Genomic DNA, 19916 nt, shown 5'->3' with positions numbered 1-19916 from the left:
TCCGATTGCGCCTATTGCCAGTTCACGGGTGGACCGTGCGGATGGCATTCACCCAGAACCACGGCGTTGCCGCCCGGCCAGCGACGCACGCGCACCAGGAACCTGAGCGGGCCGCCCGGGCCATCGCGCGCGGGTTCCATCGTGAGGTGGGCGAACGGTGCGGTGAAATTCGCACGCTCGCCGAGCGAATTGACGCGAGCGCGCACGGCGGCGCGCTCGTCCCGCGACAGGTATTGCCACGTGATCGAATGCCACAGCACGGTCAGCGCACCGTCGGCCAGGGTCAGCCCGGCGACCGCGGCGTCGGCGCTCTGCCGTACCAGCTGAGCCGGCACCTTGCGGGCGACCGCGATGGCGCCGCGCAGCCGCTCCAGGCGGGCGGACTGGTCGGGCCAGACGTAGCTCAGCGCGGTCATCTCCCCGTCGGTGCCGGTGACATCGACGGGGGCGATGTCGTACCCTCGCCGCTCGGTGATCCGCACCGAGCCGGCCGGCGGTAATCGACCCTGCCACGCGTCGTCAATCAACACCGGCGAGTCGATCGGTCCCCACTGCCCGCCGCCATAGCGGTAGTGATACTCGTCGGCCCGCAAGTTCAACCCGGCACTCGACCCGATCTCGAAAAGCCGTATCGGCAGCTCGATTTCGTGATTGATACGCAGCAGGCCGCCGATCAGCGCGGCCGATCGGCCCACCTCGTTCGTTTGCGGCGGCTGTTCCAGCGCGGCGCGCAACGACTCGGCATGGCGCTGCGCGACGAGCTTGATCTCGGGCCACGCGCTGCCGGCATCCCAGGCGCCACCGGTGCTGGGATACCAGGCGCGCAATGCTGCGGCCCGGCCGTCGAGCACCAACCGGTGCAAACCGCCCAGCAGCCGCAGCGGCACCGCCTCGCGCGACGGGACGTCCTGGTGCCCAGACAGGACCGCCGCGAAGATGCCACCGGCTTCGACGTCGGAAGCCACCAACTCGAACAGCTCGTCGTACATCGCGGATCCCGACGCGCCGCAGAACCGTCCCTGCGCGCGCAGGGTGTGCAGCAGGTGCTCGCTGCTGGCGCTCACAATTACAGCTTGTCCAGCCCGGCACCGACGACGTCGAAGGCCTTGCCGAGCGCGGTCTGCAACGTGATGGATTCATCTCGTAGCCAATGCTCGTAGGCCGACAGCGCGACGCCGAGCAGCGTCCATGCCACGGTCTGCGGCAGCAGGTCGGTCGTCTTGGCGCCGCTGCGCCGCGCGACGAATTCGGCGATCACCTCGCGCCAGCCGGCGTACATCGTCATCGAATACGCCTGCAGTTCGGCGGTCTCCAGGATGACGCGCATCCGCTGGCGGTGTTGGACGGTCTCAGAGTCGTCAAAGGTGTTGAACGCCAGCAACGCTGCTCGCAGCGCCCCACCCAGCCGGACTCGCGGTCCGACCTTGTCGAGCAGGTCGCGCAGATGTGCGAGATGGGTGTCGAAGTCACCCCACAGGATGGCGTTCTTGGAGGCGTAGTAGCGAAACAGCGTGCGCCGCGAGATCCCGGCGGCCTGCGCAACATCGTCGACGCTCACCTCGGCGAATCCCTGCTTGGTAAACAGCTCGATCGCGACGTCGGTGATGTGGTCCGTTGTCGTCGAGCGGCGCCGGCCGACTCGCGACTGCGGAAGCATCAGACCCGCCCTTCCATTTCGGCACTCGATGCCATATTCTGACCACGATTGTGGCAAGATCGACCATCGTTGTCGAGAGCGTAGGAGAGGCAATTCATATGGACCGCGAAATCGAAACCGAGGCCGAGCTGGTCACCGAGACCCTCGTCGAAGAGGTGTCCATCGACGGAATGTGCGGGGTCTACTGACCGTGCCTGCATCCGCGCAGGCTCGACCGGCCCAAGGCCGGTTCGACCCTGATCGCGGTTGGCGCTTGCACCCGCAGGTCGCGGTTCGACCGGAACCGTTTGGCGCACTGCTCTATCACTTCGGCACCCGCAAGCTTTCTTTTCTGAAGAACCGCACCATCCTCTCGGTGGTGCGATCGCTGGCCGACCATCCCGACGTCCGGGCGGCCCTGCGGGCCGAGGGGGTCGACGACTCCGAGCAGGGGCCATACCTGCACGCGTTGGGTGTGTTGATCGATTCCCGCATGCTGGTGCCCCAGGAGGACCATCAATGACAACAGCCGCCCCCGTACCCCGGCTCATTGAGCAATTCGAACACGGGCTAGACGCACCCATCTGCCTGACGTGGGAGCTCACCTACGCCTGCAACCTGGCCTGCGTGCACTGCCTTTCCTCGTCGGGCAAGCGCGATCCGCGCGAGCTGTCCACCCGCCAGTGCATGGACATCATCGATGAGCTGGAACGCATGCAGGTGTTCTACGTCAACATCGGTGGCGGGGAACCCACTGTGCGCCAGGACTTTTGGGAGCTAGTCGACTACGCCACCGCCCACCATGTCGGTGTTAAGTTCTCGACCAACGGGGTCCGGATCACGCCGCAGGTCGCCGCGCGACTGGCGGCCAGCGATTACGTGGATGTGCAGATCTCGCTGGACGGCGCCACCGCCGAGGTCAACGACGCGGTCCGCGGTCCGGGGTCGTTCGCGATGGCGGTGCGTGCACTGGAGAATCTGGCCGCGGCCGGATTCAAAGACGCCAAGATCTCCGTCGTGGTCACCCGGCACAACGTCGACCAACTCGACGAATTCGCCGCTCTGGCAACCCGTTACGGCGCGACGCTGCGGATCACCCGGTTGCGGCCGTCCGGGCGCGGCGCGGACGTGTGGGAAGACCTGCACCCGACCGCGGCCCAGCAGGTCCAGCTCTACGACTGGTTGGTTGCCAAGGGAGACCGGGTGCTCACCGGCGACTCCTTCTTCCATCTGGCGCCGCTCGGCTCCGCCGGCGCGCTGTCGGGCCTGAACATGTGTGGAGCCGGCCGGGTGGTGTGCCTGATCGATCCGGTGGGCGATGTCTACGCCTGTCCGTTCGCCATCCACGACCGCTTCCTGGCCGGAAACGTGTTGACGGACACCGGTTTTGGGGTCGGATTCGCCAATGTCTGGAGGAATGCCCCGCTCTTCCGCGAGCTGCGCGAGCCGCAATCAGCGGGCGCCTGCGGCAGTTGCGGGCATTACGACAGCTGCCGTGGCGGCTGCATGGCGGCCAAATTCTTTACCGGCCTGCCGATGGACGGGCCGGATCCCGAATGCGTCCAAGGGCACAGTGCGTCGGCCCTGGCCCGCGACCGGCAGACGCCGCGCCCGCGTGCCGACCACTCTCGCGGACAGAAAGTGCGCCAACCGGTGCCGCTGACCCTGTCGCTACGCCCGCCCCAGCAACCGCCGGCGCGGCCGTGTAACGAAAGCCCCGTCTAGCCATGGCCGACGAATGGTTTGAAACCATTGCGATCGCGCAGCAGCGCGCAAAGCGCCGGCTGCCGAAATCCGTTTATGCAGCCCTGGTTGCGGCCAGCGAAAAAGGAATCACGGTCTCCGACAACGTCGAAGCATTCGGCGAACTCGGTTTTGCACCCCATGTGGTGGGCGCGCAGGAAAAGCGCGACTTATCGACAACCGTGATGGGACAAGATATTTCCATGCCGGTGTTGATTTCGCCGACCGGTGTTCAGGCGGTCGACCCCGATGGCGAGGTCGCCGTTGCGCGTGCCGCCGCGGCACGGGGAACGGCGATGGGGTTGTCGTCGTTCGCCAGCAAGCCGATCGAGGAAGTGATCGCCGCAAACTCCAAGCTGTTCTTTCAGGTGTACTGGCTGGGCGGGCGTGACGCGATCGCGGAGCGGGTCGAGCGGGCGCGCGCAGCCGGCGCGGTCGGTTTGATCGTCACCACCGACTGGTCCTTCTCGCATGGGCGCGACTGGGGTAGCCCCAAGATTCCCGAAGAGATGAACCTGCGGACCATCCTGCGGTTGTCCCCGGAAGCGGCCTTCAAACCCCGCTGGTTCGTGAAGTGGGCGAAGACCATGCGTCCGCCGGCGCTGTCGGTGCCGAACCAGGCCCGCCGCGGCGAGGCCGGTCCGCCTTTCTTCCAGGCCTACGGGGAATGGATGGGCACGCCCCCGCCGACTTGGGAAGACATCGCCTGGTTGCGCGAGCTGTGGGGCGGACCGTTCATGCTCAAGGGTGTCATGCGCGTCGATGACGCGAAAAGAGCTGTGGATGCCGGTGTTTCAGCGATATCGGTGTCCAACCACGGCGGCAACAACCTGGACGGGACGCCCGCGTCGATCCGTGCGCTGCCCGCGGTGGTGGCGGCGGTCGGTGAGCAGGTCGAGGTGTTGCTCGACGGTGGCGTCCGGCGCGGGAGCGACGTGGTGAAGGCCGTGGCGCTCGGTGCGCGGGCGGTGATGATCGGCCGTGCCTATCTGTGGGGCCTGGCCGCGAATGGTCAAGCCGGCGTCGAGAACGTGCTCGACGTTTTGCGTGGGGGTCTCGACTCGGCACTCATGGCGCTCGGGCACTCCTCGGTCCACGACTTGTCCCCGGACGACATTCTGATACCGGACGGCTTCACCCGGGTGCTCGGCGTTCCGCCGGCGGGACGGCCCTGACTTCGACTCGGTCGACCTAATTCCCAGCATGTCGGGCGGCTTTGCCCAATTTCGGACCTGGGTGTCGTGCCGGCTTCGTCGTGCGCGGCTGCCGAAATCGCACGAATGTGGGATTGTCAGCGAAAATCGACGTATGCGAAAATTGTGATGCGCGCGTGGCAACCGTGACGGACGAGCCGAATTTCGGCGCCTCGATGAACAACCCAGAAAAAAAATAACTTTGAACGCTCAACAATTGGTGCACGCCAGGTGAATTCCGCCTACCATCACCGAGTGCCCGTACTCGGCGAATTAGGAGCTGCGACGTCGAGCGAGCTATTTCCCAACTCGGCGTCGATAATGATCCCGCTGGGGTCGACCGAGCAACATGGTCCGCACCTGCCGCTGGACACCGATACCCGTATCGCGACGGCGGTCGCCAGGGGGGCCAGGGCAGGCCTCGAGGAGGCGTGGTGGGTCGCGCCGGCCATCGCCTACGGCGCCAGCGGCGAGCATCAGAGTTTCGCCGGAACGATCTCCGTCGGCACCGACGCCCTGACGATGCTGCTGGTCGAGTACGGCAGGTCGGCCGCATCCTGGGCCCAGCGGCTGGTCTTCGTCAACGGCCACGGCGGCAACGCGGAGGCGTTGCACCGCGCGGTGACCGCTCTTCGTGCCGAAGGCCGCGACGTCGGATGGTGCCCCTGCGTGACCGCCGGGGCCGATGCCCATGCCGGCCATACCGAAACATCGGTGTTGCTGCATATCTCGCCGTCCGATGTGCTGACCGATCGGTGGCTCGCCGGGAATCGGGCGCCGCTGGCCGAGTTGCTCCCGAGGATGCGCGCCGGCGGAGTCGCGGCGGTCAGCCCGGTGGGAGTGCTGGGAGACCCGACCACCGCCACCGCGGCGGAGGGCAAGCGCATTTTCTCGGAGATGGTCGACGGTTGTGTGCGCCGCGTCGTGCGGTGGTCGCCCGGTCCCGAGGGGATGCTGACATGAGCGGGCCGGCGACGATGCAAAGCGAAAGCGATGAGGTGGGGGTACCGCCCGCTTGCGGGGGAGAGCGGCGCATATGACCGCGCCTCGACTGCCCGACGGGTTCGCCGTTCAGGTCGATCGCCGCGTGCGGGTGCTCGGCGACGGCTCGGCCTTGTTGGGCGGGTCACCGACCCGCCTGCTCAAGCTGGCCCCCGCTGCGCAGGGCCTGCTCTCCGATGGCCGGCTGAAGGTTCGCGACGACGTCAGCGCCCAACTGGCCCGCACCCTGCTGGACGCCACCGTCGCCCATCCGCGCCCGGCCGGTGGCCCGTCGCATCGCGACGTCACCGTGGTAATCCCGGTGCGGGACAACGTTTCCGGCGTGCGACGTCTGTTGAACTCGTTGCGCGGTCTGCGCGTGATCGTGGTGGACGACGGGTCATTGTCGCCAATCGCGCAGGAAGACTTCGCCGGCACGCACTGCGATATCGAGGTGTTGCACCACTCCCGCAGCAAGGGACCGGCAGCGGCGCGCAATACCGGCCTGGCCGCGTGCACCACCGACTTCGTCGCGTTCATGGACTCCGACGTCGCGCCGCGCCGCGGCTGGCTGGAAGCGCTGCTCGGGCATTTCTGCGACCCGACCGTGGCCCTGGTGGCGCCGCGCATCGTGGGCCTGGCGCACAGCGAGAACGTGGTGGCCCGGTACGAGGCGGTGCACTCCTCGCTGGACCTCGGGCAGCGTGAAGCGCCGGTGCTGCCGCACAGCACGGTGTCCTACGTGCCCAGCGCGGCGATCATCTGCAGGCGCTCGGCCATCTGTGAGGTCGGCGGTTTCGACGAGACCATGCAGTCCGGCGAGGACGTCGACTTGTGCTGGCGGCTGATCGAGTCGGGCGCCCGGCTGCGCTACGAGCCGATCGCGTTGGTCGCCCACGATCACCGCACGCAATTGCGGGATTGGCTTGCGCGCAAGGCTTTCTACGGTGGTTCCGCGGCTCCGCTGTCGGTGCGCCATCCCGACAAGACCGCCCCGGTGGTGATCTCGGGGTGGGCGTTGATGGCGTGGATCTTGATGGCGCTCGGCACCAGCCTGTCCCAGGTGGCGTCGATCGTGGTCGCGATCGTGACGGGTCGGCGCATCGCGAAGGCCATGCGTAGCGCCGACACCGCGTTCACCGACGTCGTGGTGATCGCGACCCGCGGTCTGTGGTCGGCGGCGCTGCAGCTGGCCTCGGCCATCTGCCGGCACTACTGGCCCGTGGCATTGGTCGCGGCCATCGTGTCCCGGCACTGTAGACGCGTCGTCGTCGTTGCTGCGGTGATGGACGGCGTGGTCGACTGGCTGCGCCGCCGGGACGCCACCGGCGACGAGGCCGAGCCGATCGGGCTGCTGACCTATCTGTTGCTCAAGCGCGTCGACGATCTGGCCTACGGCCTCGGGCTGTGGTGGGGCGTGGTCCGCGAACGCAACCTGCGCGCGCTCAAGCCGCAGATCCGGAGCTAGCCGCCACCTTGGCCACCACGCACAGCGATGTGCTGATCGTCGGCGCCGGAAGTGCTGGATCGGTTGTTGCCGAACGTATTTCCGCCGATCCCGGCCGAACCGTGACGGTCCTCGAGACTGGGCCAGCGCTGGCTGACCCGGCGCTGCTGGCCCAAACCGCCAACGGACTGCAGCTGCCGATCGGGGCGGGCAGCCCGCTGGTGCAGCGCTATGCGAGCCGCATCACCGATCACCCCGTGCGCGAGCTGCCGATCGTGCGGGGGTCAACGGTCGGCGGTTCCGGGGCCGTCAACGGCGGGTACTTTTGTCGCGGATTGCCCCGCGATTTCGATCGTTCCGCGATACCGGGCTGGGCTTGGTCCGACGTCATCGATCATTTCCGGGCCATCGAGACCGACCTGGATTTCACCGGTCCCGCCCACGGCGGCAGCGGCCCGATTCTGGTGCGCCGTACGCACGAAATGACCGGTACCACTGAACGTTTTATCGCTGCGGCGCAGGCCGCCGGATTTTCCTGGATTGCCGACCTCAATGATTGCGGGCCCGAGCTGGTCCCAGGTGTGGGTGCGGTGCCGCTCAACATCGTCGACGGCGTACGCATCGGGTCGGGCGCAGGATATCTGCTGCCGGCGCTGGCGCGATCCAACCTGACCGTGCTGTCGCGGACCCGGGCAGTACGATTGCGCTTCAAGGGCACCGCCGCCGCGGGCGTCGACGCGGTGGGTCCGCAAGGGCCTCTCGGGCTTACCGCCGACCGAATCATATTGTGCGCCGGTGCTATCCAATCAGCGCAACTGCTGATGCTGTCCGGCATCGGCGATGAGCCAATGCTGCGGGCGCTCGGCCTGCCGGTGGTGGCACCGCTGCCGGTGGGGATGTTCTGCAGTGATCACCCCGAATGGGTGCTCCCCACCGACTGGACGGTGGCCACCGGCCGGCCCGTGCTGGAGGTGGTTCTCAACGCCGCCGATGACATCGAGATCAGGCCGTACACGGGCGGGTTCGTCGCGATCACCGGCGACGGCACCGCGGGACATCCCGACTGGCCGCATCTCGGGGTCGCGCTGATGCAGCCGCGGGCGCGCGGGCGCATCTCGCTGGTGTCGGCGGATCCGGGCGTACCCCCGCTTATCGAGCACCGCTACGACAGCGAGCCCGAGGATGTCGCGGCGCTGCGCCGCGGCAGCGAGCTCGCACGTGAACTCGCCAGTGCGGCAACATATGTCGGCCCACCGGTGTGGGCGACGTCGCAGCATCTGTGTGCCAGCGCCCCGATGGGTTCCGACGGTGACCCGCGCGCGGTCGTCGACCCCTGGTGCCGCGTGCGCGGGCTGGACAACCTATGGGTGATCGACGGCTCCGTCTTGCCGGGCGTCACCAGCCGGGGGCCGCACGCGACCATTGTGATGCTCGGGCACCGCGCGGCGGAATTCGTTGCCTGAGCGGGCCTTCGGTGCAGAATGCACCGGTGCTGGAACGGTCGCTAATCGGTGAGCGGAGCCCGAGTGGCGCCTTCGTGCCGAACCCCCGCTCGGGACAGCGCCCGGCGCACCAGGCGCAGTTGTCGGCCATCTCGCCCGGGAGCCCACAATCCGATCAGGATCGAAATCGCGGCGACGATCACGGCCATCACGATCGTCGACGCATGCATGGCGGTCAGGAAAGCGGTCTTGCTGAGCTCGGCCAGGGCGGCCCCTTGCGGTCCGAGCTGGCCGGCCATCTCGACGGCCTTGGCGAGTGAGTCGGTGGCCGGGCCCCGCACCGCCGGCGGGAAGCTCGCCAATTGCGGCGCGATCTCGTGGGAGTAACGCCCGGCCAGGATCGAACCGGCGACGGCGATGCCCAACGCCCCACCCATCTCGCGTGAGGTGTCGTTCAGCGCCGATGCTACGCCTTGCTTTTCGTCGGGAACCGCGCCCATGATCGCCGAAGTCGTTGGTGCCGTGCAGATCCCGATACCCGTGGCCAGGATGAGCGTCGGCCAGGCGAATTGGGAGTAGCTCGAGTGCAGGCCCAGTCCGTACATGCATGCGAAACCAACGGCCATCAGCAGCGTGCCGATGAACAGCACCAGGCGCAGGCCGAGCTTGGGCACATACCAAAAGGACAGCGCCGAGAAGATGCCCAGCGGGATCATGAAGGGCCCAAAAGCAATTGCCGTCGTCAGCGGCGAGTAGCCCATGATCTGCTGGACGTACTGCATGCCGATGTAGAAGAACCCGAATGTCGCTCCGAATAGCACCACAATCGCCGCTACCCCGGTGGCGAAATTGGGGTCGGCGAACAGTCGCACGTCCAAAAGTGGATGCTGCCGCCGGAATTCGACCACGCCGAAGAGCGCCGCGATGATCACCCCGGCGCCAATGCCGCCCCACACCAGCGGATCCTCCCAGCCCCGATTTGGGGCTTCCAGGATGGCGGCCACCGCGATAGCGACGGCGGCACCGATTAGGACCGCGCCGAGCGCGTCGATGCGGGGAGCGGCGTTGTCGCGTGACGGTGAGACGGTGCAAGCTAGGGCGAAGATCACCAGCCCGGCGATGCCGAGCGACCAGAAGATCGCGTGCCAATCCCAAAAGCGAAGGAGCAGGCCGGAACCGATCAACCCGAACACCCCGCCGGAGCCGGCCGTCCCGGCCCAGATGCCGACGGCTTTCATGCGATCGTCTTTCGGGTAGGCCACGGTCAGCAGGGACAGCGTCGCGGGCATCACGAACGCCGCTCCCACCCCGGCCACCGCACGGCCTGCAATGATCTGCAGCGGGGTGTGCAATATCGCCGGCGCCACCGAGCCGAGCGCAAACACCACCAGACCGGTCAGCAACGCGCCGCGCCTGCCGTAGCGATCACCGATCGCCCCCGCCGGGAGCAGCAGGCAGGCCAGGGCCACGGTGTAGCCGTCGACGATCCAGTTCAGCTGCGACTGCGTCGCCGAGGTCGCCACCGCGAGATCACCTAGCGCGGTGCTCAGCGCCGTCATCGACGCGACGACCAGCGCGACCCCCATGCAGGCGACCGCAAGCGTCCAGGCTCGCGCCCTAGGACTACCGCCAATGCTCCCTGCATCAGTACGCTGGGCAGGCCGGGTCAGGACATCGACCATCAGATGCGCCTCCCTTCAGGGGCGTGCCAGGTTTCGAGACCAATAGTCTCGTAGATAGACCGATGGTCTTGTTTCTAAACAGGGAGGTGGGTCACAATCACCGAGGAAAGTACGGATCCGCGGCCCGCACGATCGCGGGCTCGTTTGCTGGAAGCTGCCGCGTCGCTGCTCAGCACCGGTGGCCCCAGTGCGGTGACCGTGGAAGCGGTGACCCGTACCGCCAACGTGGCACGAGCTACCCTGTATCGCCACTTCCCCAGTGGAAATGATTTGCTGGCCGCGGCGTTCAACAGCCTGATACCGCCGTCTCCGATTCCGCCCGACGAAGGCTCGCTGCGGGATCGGCTTATCGCTCTAGTGCTCGCCCAGGCTGAATCGGTGGCCCAAGCGCCCGCGGTCATGACGGCCATGTCCTGGCTGTCTCTGGGCCGTGATCTGGAGGAACTGCCCGAGCCCCATCGCGGCAGTTCCACCGACAGCCCGGCGATCACCACGCTTCGCGAACGCATCGCCCAGCAGTACGCGGCGCCGTTCGACGCGTTATTCGACAGTCCGGAGGCCGCGGAACTCGGTGAGGTCGACCGGTCCCGGGCCATCGCCCTGCTGATCGGTCCGCTGGTGCTGGGGCGTCTGTCCACGCTGCCGGACTTCGACTATCGGGAATGCGCGCTTGCGGCCGTCGATGGGTTTTTGCACGTTCAGCGCGCGCAAGGGAGGGCTAGCGCAGCGAGTATCGAATCGGCAGGTGCTTGAATCCACCGACGAACGTCGTGGCGACCAGTTCCGGTTCTCCATTGAGGTCAATGGATTTCAGCCGTGGCAATAGTTCGGTGAAAAGGCCGCTCAGCTCCATGCGGGCCAGCGCCGCGCCCAGGCAGAAATGAACACCGTAGCCGAATGCCAAGTGCCTGTTCGGATCCCGGCCGACGTCAAAGCGGAACGGCTCGTCGAAGACGTCCTCGTCGCGGTTGGCCGACACGTAGGACAGATATAGCGATTCACCCTTCGCGATCGGCACTCCACGGATTGTGGTGTCCTCGACGGCGGTGCGCATGAATTCCTTGACGGGCGTGACCCATCGGATCATTTGTTCGACGGCCATCGGCATCAGTGCCAGTTCGTCGGTCAATCGCTTTCGCTGATCCGGGTTTTCGATCAAGGCCCGCAGGCCGCCGGCGATCGTCGAACTGGTGGTGTCATGTCCGGCGGTGGCGACGATGATGTAGTAGGACGCGGCGTCGACGTCGGACAACGGCTTGCCGTGCACCTTGGCGTTGGCGATCGCCGAAGCCAGGTCCTCGGTTGGCTGTTCGCGCCGCGACGCGGTGAGCGCGGTGAAGTAGTCGAAAAGCTCCAGCACTACCTCGAGCTGCTGCTCGGGGGTGCTGCCGCGTTGACGTTCGGCGTCGCTGACGCCGAAGAGCTCTTGGGTGAGCGCGAGTATCCGGGGAAAGTCCGATTCCGGCAGCCCGAGTAGCGACATGATCACGTACAGCGGGTAATTCACCGCGACCTCTTGGACGAAGTCGCACTCGTCGCCCGCGGCCATCATCTTGTCGACATAGATCTTGGCAAGCTCGGCAACGCGAGCCTGCAGCGCTCGCATTGCCTTGGGCCGAAACCAGTCCGCGCCGATCGCGCGAAACGCCCGGTGCTCGGAGCCGTCCATGTGGACCAGCGTGCGCAGCCCCACCCCGGCGTCGAGCCGGGTGCGAGCGAGCGCCTCGACTTCGGCGGGAGCCAGCACCGTCCTGGCCTCGTTGATGAACAAGTCGTCGGCCCGCTCGATCGCCATCACGTCAGCGTGCTTGGTGATGGCCCAAAACGGCCGGTAGGGCGCATGATCGACCAGCGAAACTGGCGCATGTTCTCGTAACTGGGCCAGCGCCGCATGGAAACTTCCGTCGTCGGTGTAGGCGATCGGGTCGGTGAGCACCTTCGCGGCGGCATTCACAACTGGTGTGCTCATTAGTCCTCCCCTGCCCGGGCTTCGCCCGGATTTGCCCATAAATCCGACGGTAAGTGCGCGGCGGCCATCGGCGAAGGACCGCTGTCCTTCCACCTATTCGAAATCGACTATCTAACCTGCTCGCGAGGCCTGGTCGAACGGCTGTTGACCGACCCGTTGCTCAACTGCGCCGACGACCGGGCTTACGGCCGCGCCTTAGGGTAGTGCGTGCTTCGCCGCATGACTTTTGGTCCGACGTTTTCGAATAAATGAGGGCCATCGAAAAGGCCCGGCCGCCAACGGGTCGGCCTAGGATGCCGTAGGTCCTCTTATTATATGCCGAACCTTCGGAATCGGCTGTGCCATAGCAGTTTTGATGACTGACGCGGGGTGTGTCGTTTCGATCGAATCGAATAACTGAATGCTGTGATGCTCAATACCGCCGCCGATGACATCGAGATCAGGCCGTACACGGGCGGGTTCGTCGCGATGACCGGCGACGGTACCGCGGGACATCCCGACTGGCCGCATCTCGGGGTCGCGCTGGTGCAGCCGCGGGCGCGCGGGCGCATCTCGCTGGTGTCGGCGGATCCGGCCGTACCCCCGCTCATCGAGCACCGTTACGACAGCGAGCCCGAGGATGTCGCGGCGCTGTGCCGCGGCAGCGAGCTGGCACGTGAACTCGCCAGCGCGGCAGCATGTGTCGGCCCACCGGAGTGGGCGACGTCGCAGCATCGTCCGGACTAGCGCTGATGAGATCTAGTGATCGAGTGCCCGCGCGCGAGATCTTCGACAAGATCGGCGGCAGTCACAACGCTCGTGACTGATTTAGTCATCTGAGCGGCGATTTCGCGCGCCCGAGTGGCGTATTCCGGGGCGAGGATGGTGCGAAGGTCCGCAACTAGCGTCGTTTTGGTCATGCTCGACATACGCCGCGCAGTACCGACTTTGAGGCGCTTGACCTGAGCGCCCCACATTGTTTGGTCAATGTCCGTCGAAAGGATCAGGATGGGGACTCCGGCACGCAAGCTCGCGGCCGTGGTGCCGGTGCCACCGTGGTGCACGACCGCGCGACAGGAAGAAAAGGCGGCCGCGAAATTCATTGTGCTCACTACCTTTACATGGTCGGCGTGGGAAACATTGCCGAACTCGGTCGCGGCAGAACAAATGAGTGCCCGCTCGCCCAACTGACTGCAGGCCGCGGTGATCGCGGCGAGTGTGTCAGCCGGGGATTTGGCTGGAATGCTGCCAAAACCGAAGAAAATAGGCGGTGATCCCGCAGCAATCCACGACATGACGTCCGTGTCGGCATCAGTCGCCAAGTCCATTGTCAGAGCACCGACAAACGGCCGTTGTCCATTCCATTTTGCCCATTCGTCGGCCAGCCCGGGGAAGCAAACCTCGTCGTAAGCCTGGATTTCCAGCGCTCCACGTTCGGCGAGCCTGCGCGACAACCGCCCGGTGGCTTTGGGCAGGCCCAATCTGCGGCGCTGTAGGTTCTGAAGGTTCTTCTGTAGGTGCGAAGCTATCCACTCGTACAGTGTCATTGCGGCACGGGCCAACCCCGCCGGCAGGACCGAAATGAGTTGACCGTTTGGCCGCAATGGAAAGAGATGCAGTGTTGCCAAGGGAATGTCACAGTACTCCGCGACGTTGACAGCGACTTGTTCAAAATTCACACCAGTGACGAGCAGATCCGCGTCCGCTGCCAACGACGCCATCGTGGCGCAGATATCCTCCCAGCACTGCAGAGCGGGCTCCTCAATTTCACGCCGCAACCTGATCAGTCGTCGGATTCTCCAGAAGCCGCCGAAGAAATTCGTCCAGAAGTCGCGGTGCGCGTCCACAATCGACTGCACATTCGGCCCGAAAGCGACCACGGTGGATACGGCTTCCTCGGCGAACTCAACCAAGTCGGGTGGCACGGCCATGCAGACGTCGTGCCCGCGACGCAGGAGCTCGCGGCCGATAGCAACACAGGGCTCGATATCGCCACGAGTTCCGTAGCTCGCCAGTGCAAATTTCATCGTCGGTTCCATGTCTTCAATTCGCGTATGCGTTCTATGAATTGAAGCGGAGCCTAGCCTCTCGGCCCAGCCTCCCATAGCTGAGCCCGATACCGCGGTTCCAACGGCTACCTCGTCGCACGGTTGCACGACTGCCGGTGGGCGCTATGGGCATCGACGACTCCATTCGGCGCTGCTGCCACCCGGTCCTAGGCCTCACCTCGCGTACGCTGAGCACGGAAGGTCGAATGAAGCACTCCCTTCTTCCCGATCATCGCGTCAGACCTTTCGCGCAAATCGCGCTAGCCCCAAAGAGTTTCGACAGCGCGAGGAAATTCGCGCATGGCCGCGCGAGACTGCACTACGGATGACCGCGTCCCAAAGAGCCGCCAGGAAGGTGGTGAAGCCAATAGGGTACTGTTTCCGGCCATGTGGGGGGCAGTGCTGCTGTTGACACTTCTGGCTGCGCTCGATCCGGTGCGTCTCAGCATTACTCTTCTCTTGATCTCCCGGCCACGGCCAGTGCAGAACCTACTCGTCTACGGGGCGGGCGGCCTGACGGCGTGTATTCCGACAATCGTGATTCCCCTGACGTTGCTTCAGGTCACACACACGTTTAGTTCGCATGCGCACGATTGGGCCAACCCCACCAGCAGTTCCGGCGTCCATTACATTCAAATCGGCATCGCTGTTCTGATGTTATCCATTGCTGCACTGCTGGCCGTGCGCTTGCGGTGGCGCACACGTCAGCAAGCACCGCAGCCGACCCCCGGTGGTCACATGCCGGTGCTTCTCCCGGATACGACTACACAGACCGCGATCTCGCAACCGTTGGACCGCGCCCAGGGTCGGGCGACCGAAGGCGGATCTACAATTCTGCGGCTGCGCGGGCGTGCTCACGATGCGTGGGTAAACGGATCCGTGTGGGTCGCGTATCTGGTCGGTCTGTTTACGGGGGGGCCGCCCCTCGACAGCCTCCCATTCTTACTCGCGGTCGTCGCGGCGTCGGGAGCTGCAATCGGCACCGTGGCCAGCGCTCTCGTGGTTTTCGTTGTCGGCATGTTCGCGGTTGTCGAGATCGTGTTTATCAGTCATCTAGCGGCTCCAGCGAAAACTCAAGCTGTACTGCAGTTGTTGCACGACTGGGCGCTGGCGCATCGTCAGCACGTCGTGGTGGCCACCTTCACCTTGCTCGGTATCTCGCTAGCTATCCGGGGTTTAGCCATCTTCTGAGCGGGGACGGCAGATCGTTGATCTTGTCGCCGGGACCCCCCGGTATTAGCGAACCGTCAATCTCCCACCGGCCATTGACGCCCGCAGCGCCATTGCACGACGACCGCGCTTGGGAATCTGTATGCGGTGGGTCATCGGCGCACTACTGATGGAGGTAGGTTTCGTGTGCATGTACGGGGCTGGACTTACATTCGAGTCTCTCAATTCGCCTGTCCGGCACTGATTCCAGCCACTGGAATCGGAATCTGCACGGCACCAACGACTTCGGCAATCGCTGGCGCGGTCACCGACGAGAAGCAGGGGTTGTATCCGCAGGTGAACGACACGTCGCGGAAGATGAGCGGCGCGCTGGGAATGGCCAAGGCCGTTCGAGTTGGCTGGCTACCTGGGCCGCAGGGCGCCAAGCTCGGCAAGACCGTATTCGGCACGGGCATGCATGCGTCAGCGATCACAATGGCTGTACTCGTCGCCGCGATCTCCGTGCTGATCGCGTTGTACGCCCCGGAGGGATCGAAAAACCAGCTACACTCGGTGCGCCGATCCTTACCTGTCGGCGAGAATCGCGTTAGTGCTAAAAAGTGCTGCAGCACAGCGACTGTGAACGAAAAGGGCCAGGGGAAGCCTCGTGATGTCCACCGATTGGGGGACATGCTGTCGTCTGTTTTAGGACTGATCGGAGGAGGTCGGATGCCGACATCGCCACTACGTTACGCCATGTGACGGCGTTCAAAGACCGCATTCTCTCCTGCGAGATGCCTACCACGCGATCGGTGATCACCACCGCGGCTCCGGCCGGTCACCCGGACAATAGGGAGCGCGGGATACCTATCCAACTCACTTCAGGCCAAGATAATTGGTGCACACACGGGGTCGCAGCGAGATGGCCGGATCAATGACCCGGTCTACGGCTCCCAGTGACCATGTGGCCACAACGAGCTTCTTCAGCCAGCTGCACAAGAACACGCTCGACCATCGCCGATGGGCCGCCCGAGAGTAAATGATGATCGCCATCGTCCCCCGGATCGCGCGGGCCTAGTACCGCCCTCGCCCCAGAACCGCTCTCGTACGGTTGATCCGGCTAGAATTCAAGGCCATCGTGACCACGCCGGCCAGTCAAGCTGCGTAACCGAGGCCCATCTAACGGAGAAACGCGGCCCTTCGGCTACGTCGAGTAGTGCATACTATGGAAACTATTGTATATAGTGTGCTAGATCATATAGGGTGAATCTCGTGACCGGCCCCATGTGGAGTCGCCGGATCATGCTCCGAACCCATCGGGCTGACATCATGGAGAATAGTTGAGTAGCAACCCTTTTGACGACGAGAAGGGCAGCTTCCTCGTCCTAGTCAACGACGAAGAGCAGCACAGTCTGTGGCCGGTATTCGCTGCTACCCCACCGGGCTGGCGGGTGGTTTACGGCGAGGCGGATCGTGCTGCGTGTCTGGACTATATCGAACAGAACTGGCCTGACATACGGGCGAGAAGTTTGCGCGAGAGGTTAACAGGCACTCAGTCTGACGTATGGCGTCCGCAGGGACAGGTCTCTTAACGCCAACATGTAGACGGGCAAGTCAGGGCGATCCGTGGACACGTGTCTGACTCGTTTAAGCGAGTCGTCCAGCGGGCGTCCTTGTCGAGGTTAGGGGCCGCGTCTTGCGTTGTGCGATAAGCCAACTCAAAGACGTGGGGATTTCAGATTTACGTCTGACGGCAAAAATTAGGGAGCTCGTTTTCATATGCTCGATTTCGGTACGCATCCGGACGTCCTGGGGCCTCTAACTGCTGCGCAGTGGTCAATATGGGCTGCCCAACAACTCCAGCCCGAAGTTCCCTATAACTTTGCCGGCTATGTAGCGATCGACCACTTTGTCGACCTCGAGAGACTGTCGGTTGCATGCCAAGCCGCGGCAGCGCGTTTTGGCACACCATGCGCGCGGTTGGCGCTGGACGATAACGGCGAGCCGGTTTTCATGGTCGACCGCTCGTTTCCGCAGACTGCACACTGTATCGATTTTCGCGCGGAGCATGACCCGCGAGCGGCCGCGAGAAGCTGGATGGAAAGTGAATACCGCCAGCCTATTGATCTACTCCGTGACCGACTCACCGAGTTCGCGCTGCTGCGGATCACCGACAATCTGTCGTTCTTCTACCTGCGTGCGCACCATGTCCTCTGTGACGCATATGGCGCCAACAACATCATTCGGCATATTGCGGCCGTCTACTCGGGGTCAGCTGCGGTCACTACCAAAGTCGACTTTTCCGAGTTTGCTTTGATCCGGGACGCCGATCGGAAGTACCAGCAATCTTCACGCAGTGCCATCGACGCGGAGTACTGGAAGACCGTGGTGCGTGGACCGCTCGATGTCACCGATCTGACAGGGGCAAATAGGTCGGTGGCACCGTGTCATCCATTGGTACATGAAGTGGTATGCAAACATCGACTGCCGAACAACCAGGGCGACCAGCTCCATGTCGCGAGGGTAGTTGCGACGGTTGCGGCCTTCATTTCGAAAACAACAGGGCGCCAGAATATTTGGATGTCGTTGCCGGTTTCTGCTCGTACAACTGCGGCGCTGAAAAAATCTGCGGGCATGGTCTCTAATATGGTCCCGCTGCTCATCCGCGTCGATGAAAGCGACACCATCGGTGCACTGACTGACCAGGTCGCGACGGCGTTGATCGGTGCGTTGCGGCATCAACAGTTCCGTCGTTGGCCGAACCTGGTTGCCGATGCTACTCGTCTTGGCATGAACGTCGAGTTCGGTCCGTTCATCAACATACTGGACTTCACGGCCCCGTTTCGTTTCGGTTCTTCGGAAGCGGCGAGTCATGTATTGACCATCTTCCCGATACAAGACATTTCGGTCAACGTCTATCCCCGCCTGAGTGACGGCGTGCCGCGAATTGACTTCTGGTGGAATCCAGATCGCTACACCGACGATGAGATCGCCATGCACGTGGCCCGTTTGGAGCTAGCTTTTGACGGCCTTGTGACCGCTGAGCCGGGTGTCCGGTTGTCGTCGATCGAGGTGCTCGAGGCTGGTGAGCGGGCGCGGTTGGATCGGTGGAGTAACCGCGACGTGCTCGAGGTGGTGGGTCCCGTACCGGTGTCGGTGCCGGCGTTGTTCGCCCAGCAGGTCGCCCGGGTCGGTGATGCGGTGGCGGTCAGTTTCGCTGGTGCGTCGTTGACGTATCGGCAACTGGATGAGGCTTCAAACCGGGTGGCGCAGTGGTTGGTTGGCCGTGGTGTGGGGCTGGGCAGTGTGTGGCGTTGGTGATGCCGCGTGGTGCTCGGGCGATCACGGCGATTGTGGGGTGCTCAAGTCGGGGCGGCCTATGTCCCGATCGATCCCAGTGTGCCTGATACCCGCATCGAGTTCGTGCTCACCGATGCCGCGCCGGTCGCGGTGATCACCACAGCGGTCCTTGCTGAGCGCCTCGAGGGTCTGGCTGGCCGTGATCTGTGGGTCATTGATGTTGATGACCCGGCGATCGCGGCTCAGCCGGCGACCGCGGTGACCGCGGGTCCGGCTCCTGACGATATTGCGTATGTCATTTACACCTCGGGCACCACCGGTGTGCCTAAAGGTGTTGGGATTGCGCATCACAACGTCACCGACCTGATCGACTCGCTGGATTCCAGACTGCCTCGTGAGGGTGTGTGGACGCAGTTCCACCCAATAGCTTCGACTTTTCGGTGTGGGAGATCTGGGGTGCTCTGCTGCGTGGGGGCCGGCTGGTGGTGGTGCCTGATGAGGTGGTGTCCTCGCCGCAGGATTTCCATGCGTTGTTGGTGGCCGAGCAGGTCACGGTGTTGAGTCAGACCCCGTCGGCGTTTTATGCGTTGCAAAGTGTTGATGTGTCGCAGCGTGAGTTGGCGAGTCAACTCACGCTTGAGGCTGTGGTGTTCGCTGGTGAGGCGTTGGAGCCGGCGCGGCTGGGGGCGTGGTTGGACAACCATGCGGGTTTGCCGCGGTTGATCAACATGTATGGGACCACCGAGACGACGGTGCATGCGTCGTTTCGTGAGGTCACGCTCGGCGATGTCGACAGCAGTGCTTCCCCGATTGGTGTGCCGTTGAGCCATCTTGGTTTTTTGGTGCTGGATGGGTGGTTGCGTCCGGTGCCGGTGGGTGTGGCCGGTGAGTTGTATGTGGCTGGTCGTGGTGTGGGTGTGGGGTATGTGGGTCGGTCGGGGTTGACTGGTTCGCGGTTTGTGGCGTGCCCGTTTGGGGGTGTGGGTGCGCGGATGTATCGGACTGGGGATGTGGTGTCCTGGGGTCCGGATGGTCAGTTGCGGTATGTGGGGCGTGTTGATGAGCAGGTCAAGATTCGTGGGTATCGCATTGAGTTGGGTGAAGTACGCGCAGCACTTGCTGGTTTAGAGGGTGTGGATCAGGCGGTCGTGATCGCGCGTGAGGACACGCCGGGGTCAAGCGGCTGGTCGGTTATGTCACCGAATCCGTGGCCGGGATGGTGGATTCGGTGGTGGTGCGCGAGGAGCTGGGGCGGCGGTTGCCGTCGTATATGGTGCCCGCGGCTGTGGTCGTTATGGATGTGTTGCCGTTGACGGTCAACGGCAAGTTGGATGTGCGGGCGTTGCC

At 64.3% G+C, this 19916-nt stretch carries 17 protein-coding genes and 2 pseudogenes; 14 read left to right on the top strand and 5 right to left on the bottom strand.

Translation table 11 applies throughout. The features are described from left to right. Nucleotides 1-11: 11 nt before the first annotated feature. On the bottom strand, nt 12-1064 hold the full coding sequence (locus G6N54_RS14025) for a DUF2332 domain-containing protein (RefSeq protein WP_232073703.1): 1053 nt from the start codon (nt 1062-1064) through the stop codon (nt 12-14). A 2-nt stretch (nt 1065-1066) separates the two neighbouring features. Then, nucleotides 1067-1657, bottom strand: a complete 591-nt coding sequence (mftR, locus tag G6N54_RS14020; RefSeq protein ID WP_163790657.1) for a mycofactocin system transcriptional regulator — start codon at nt 1655-1657, stop codon at nt 1067-1069. 98 nt (nt 1658-1755) lie between these two features. Here mftR and mftA point away from each other — a divergent pair, with 98 nt between their 5' ends. The 7 genes from mftA to mftG all read left to right on the top strand — a co-directional run bounded on the left by mftA (nt 1756) and on the right by mftG (nt 8463). Continuing rightward, a complete protein-coding gene (mftA, locus tag G6N54_RS14015) occupies nt 1756-1845 on the top strand; it encodes a mycofactocin precursor MftA (protein WP_163790656.1) in 90 nt (29 codons plus the stop codon). Next, the gene (gene mftB, locus G6N54_RS14010) at nt 1830-2159 is read left to right on the top strand and encodes a mycofactocin biosynthesis chaperone MftB (RefSeq protein ID WP_197939601.1); all 330 of its coding nucleotides are present in this window, start codon (nt 1830-1832) and stop codon (nt 2157-2159) included. The genes mftA and mftB overlap by 16 nt, the downstream gene beginning before the upstream one ends. Continuing rightward, nucleotides 2156-3361, top strand: a complete 1206-nt coding sequence (mftC, locus tag G6N54_RS14005) for a mycofactocin radical SAM maturase (protein ID WP_163790654.1) — start codon at nt 2156-2158, stop codon at nt 3359-3361. The genes mftB and mftC overlap by 4 nt, the downstream gene beginning before the upstream one ends. Before the next feature lie 2 nt (nt 3362-3363). Then, nucleotides 3364-4554, top strand: coding sequence for a pre-mycofactocin synthase MftD (mftD, locus tag G6N54_RS14000; RefSeq protein WP_163790653.1), 1191 nt, complete (start codon nt 3364-3366; stop codon nt 4552-4554). 249 nt (nt 4555-4803) lie between these two features. Further along, nucleotides 4804-5535 (top strand): mycofactocin biosynthesis peptidyl-dipeptidase MftE, encoded by a 732-nt coding sequence (mftE, locus tag G6N54_RS13995; protein WP_163790652.1) that lies wholly within the window; start codon nt 4804-4806, stop codon nt 5533-5535. Between the two features lie 73 nt (nt 5536-5608). Next, nucleotides 5609-7021 (top strand): mycofactocin biosynthesis glycosyltransferase MftF, encoded by a 1413-nt coding sequence (gene mftF / locus G6N54_RS13990; RefSeq protein ID WP_163790651.1) that lies wholly within the window; start codon nt 5609-5611, stop codon nt 7019-7021. Between the two features lie 8 nt (nt 7022-7029). Then, nucleotides 7030-8463, top strand: a complete 1434-nt coding sequence (gene mftG, locus G6N54_RS13985) for a mycofactocin dehydrogenase MftG (protein WP_179969207.1) — start codon at nt 7030-7032, stop codon at nt 8461-8463. A gap of 41 nt (nt 8464-8504) precedes the next feature. Here mftG and G6N54_RS13980 read toward each other — a convergent pair whose 3' ends face one another. Continuing rightward, entirely contained in the window at nt 8505-10124 is a 1620-nt protein-coding gene (locus G6N54_RS13980; RefSeq protein ID WP_163790650.1) for an MFS transporter, read from the bottom strand. Between the two features lie 144 nt (nt 10125-10268). On the opposite strand from G6N54_RS13980, the gene G6N54_RS13975 reads away from it, so the two are divergent. Continuing rightward, complete coding sequence (locus G6N54_RS13975; protein WP_264078226.1) at nt 10269-10877, top strand: TetR/AcrR family transcriptional regulator; 609 nt, start codon at nt 10269-10271, stop codon at nt 10875-10877. Here the strand turns inward: G6N54_RS13975 and G6N54_RS13970 are convergent. After that, complete coding sequence (locus tag G6N54_RS13970; RefSeq protein WP_163790649.1) at nt 10843-12093, bottom strand: cytochrome P450; 1251 nt, start codon at nt 12091-12093, stop codon at nt 10843-10845. The two genes, G6N54_RS13975 and G6N54_RS13970, sit on opposite strands and share 35 nt — an antisense overlap. Nucleotides 12094-12498: 405 nt before the next feature. On the opposite strand from G6N54_RS13970, the pseudogene G6N54_RS13965 reads away from it, so the two are divergent. Further along, a pseudogene (locus tag G6N54_RS13965) lies at nt 12499-12807 on the top strand (GMC oxidoreductase); the annotation flags it as partial. Between the two features lie 8 nt (nt 12808-12815). On the opposite strand, the gene G6N54_RS13960 reads toward G6N54_RS13965, so the two are convergent. Next, a complete protein-coding gene (locus tag G6N54_RS13960) occupies nt 12816-14099 on the bottom strand; it encodes a glycosyltransferase (RefSeq protein WP_163790648.1) in 1284 nt (427 codons plus the stop codon). A 321-nt stretch (nt 14100-14420) separates the two neighbouring features. On the opposite strand from G6N54_RS13960, the gene G6N54_RS13955 reads away from it, so the two are divergent. The 5 genes and pseudogenes from G6N54_RS13955 to G6N54_RS31665 all read left to right on the top strand — a co-directional run bounded on the left by G6N54_RS13955 (nt 14421) and on the right by G6N54_RS31665 (nt 19882). Then, nucleotides 14421-15311 (top strand): GAP family protein, encoded by an 891-nt coding sequence (locus tag G6N54_RS13955; RefSeq protein ID WP_232073701.1) that lies wholly within the window; start codon nt 14421-14423, stop codon nt 15309-15311. A 315-nt stretch (nt 15312-15626) separates the two neighbouring features. Next, on the top strand, nt 15627-16031 hold the full coding sequence (locus G6N54_RS13950) for a hypothetical protein (RefSeq protein ID WP_163790647.1): 405 nt from the start codon (nt 15627-15629) through the stop codon (nt 16029-16031). A gap of 578 nt (nt 16032-16609) precedes the next feature. Then, nucleotides 16610-16861 carry an MbtH family protein gene (locus tag G6N54_RS13945; RefSeq protein WP_163790646.1) on the top strand — a complete coding sequence of 84 codons (252 nt, stop codon included), beginning with the start codon at nt 16610-16612 and terminating at the stop codon, nt 16859-16861. 187 nt (nt 16862-17048) lie between these two features. Further along, on the top strand, nt 17049-18590 hold the full coding sequence (locus G6N54_RS31670; protein ID WP_269475886.1) for a condensation domain-containing protein: 1542 nt from the start codon (nt 17049-17051) through the stop codon (nt 18588-18590). A gap of 6 nt (nt 18591-18596) precedes the next feature. Further along, nucleotides 18597-19882, top strand: a pseudogene (locus G6N54_RS31665) (amino acid adenylation domain-containing protein). Nucleotides 19883-19916 lie beyond the last annotated feature (34 nt).

Source organism: Mycobacterium stomatepiae, assembly GCF_010731715.1.
In the GTDB taxonomy this organism is placed as follows: Bacteria; Actinomycetota; Actinomycetes; order Mycobacteriales; family Mycobacteriaceae; genus Mycobacterium; species Mycobacterium stomatepiae.
This window is presented reverse-complemented; position numbering and strand designations above follow the sequence as displayed.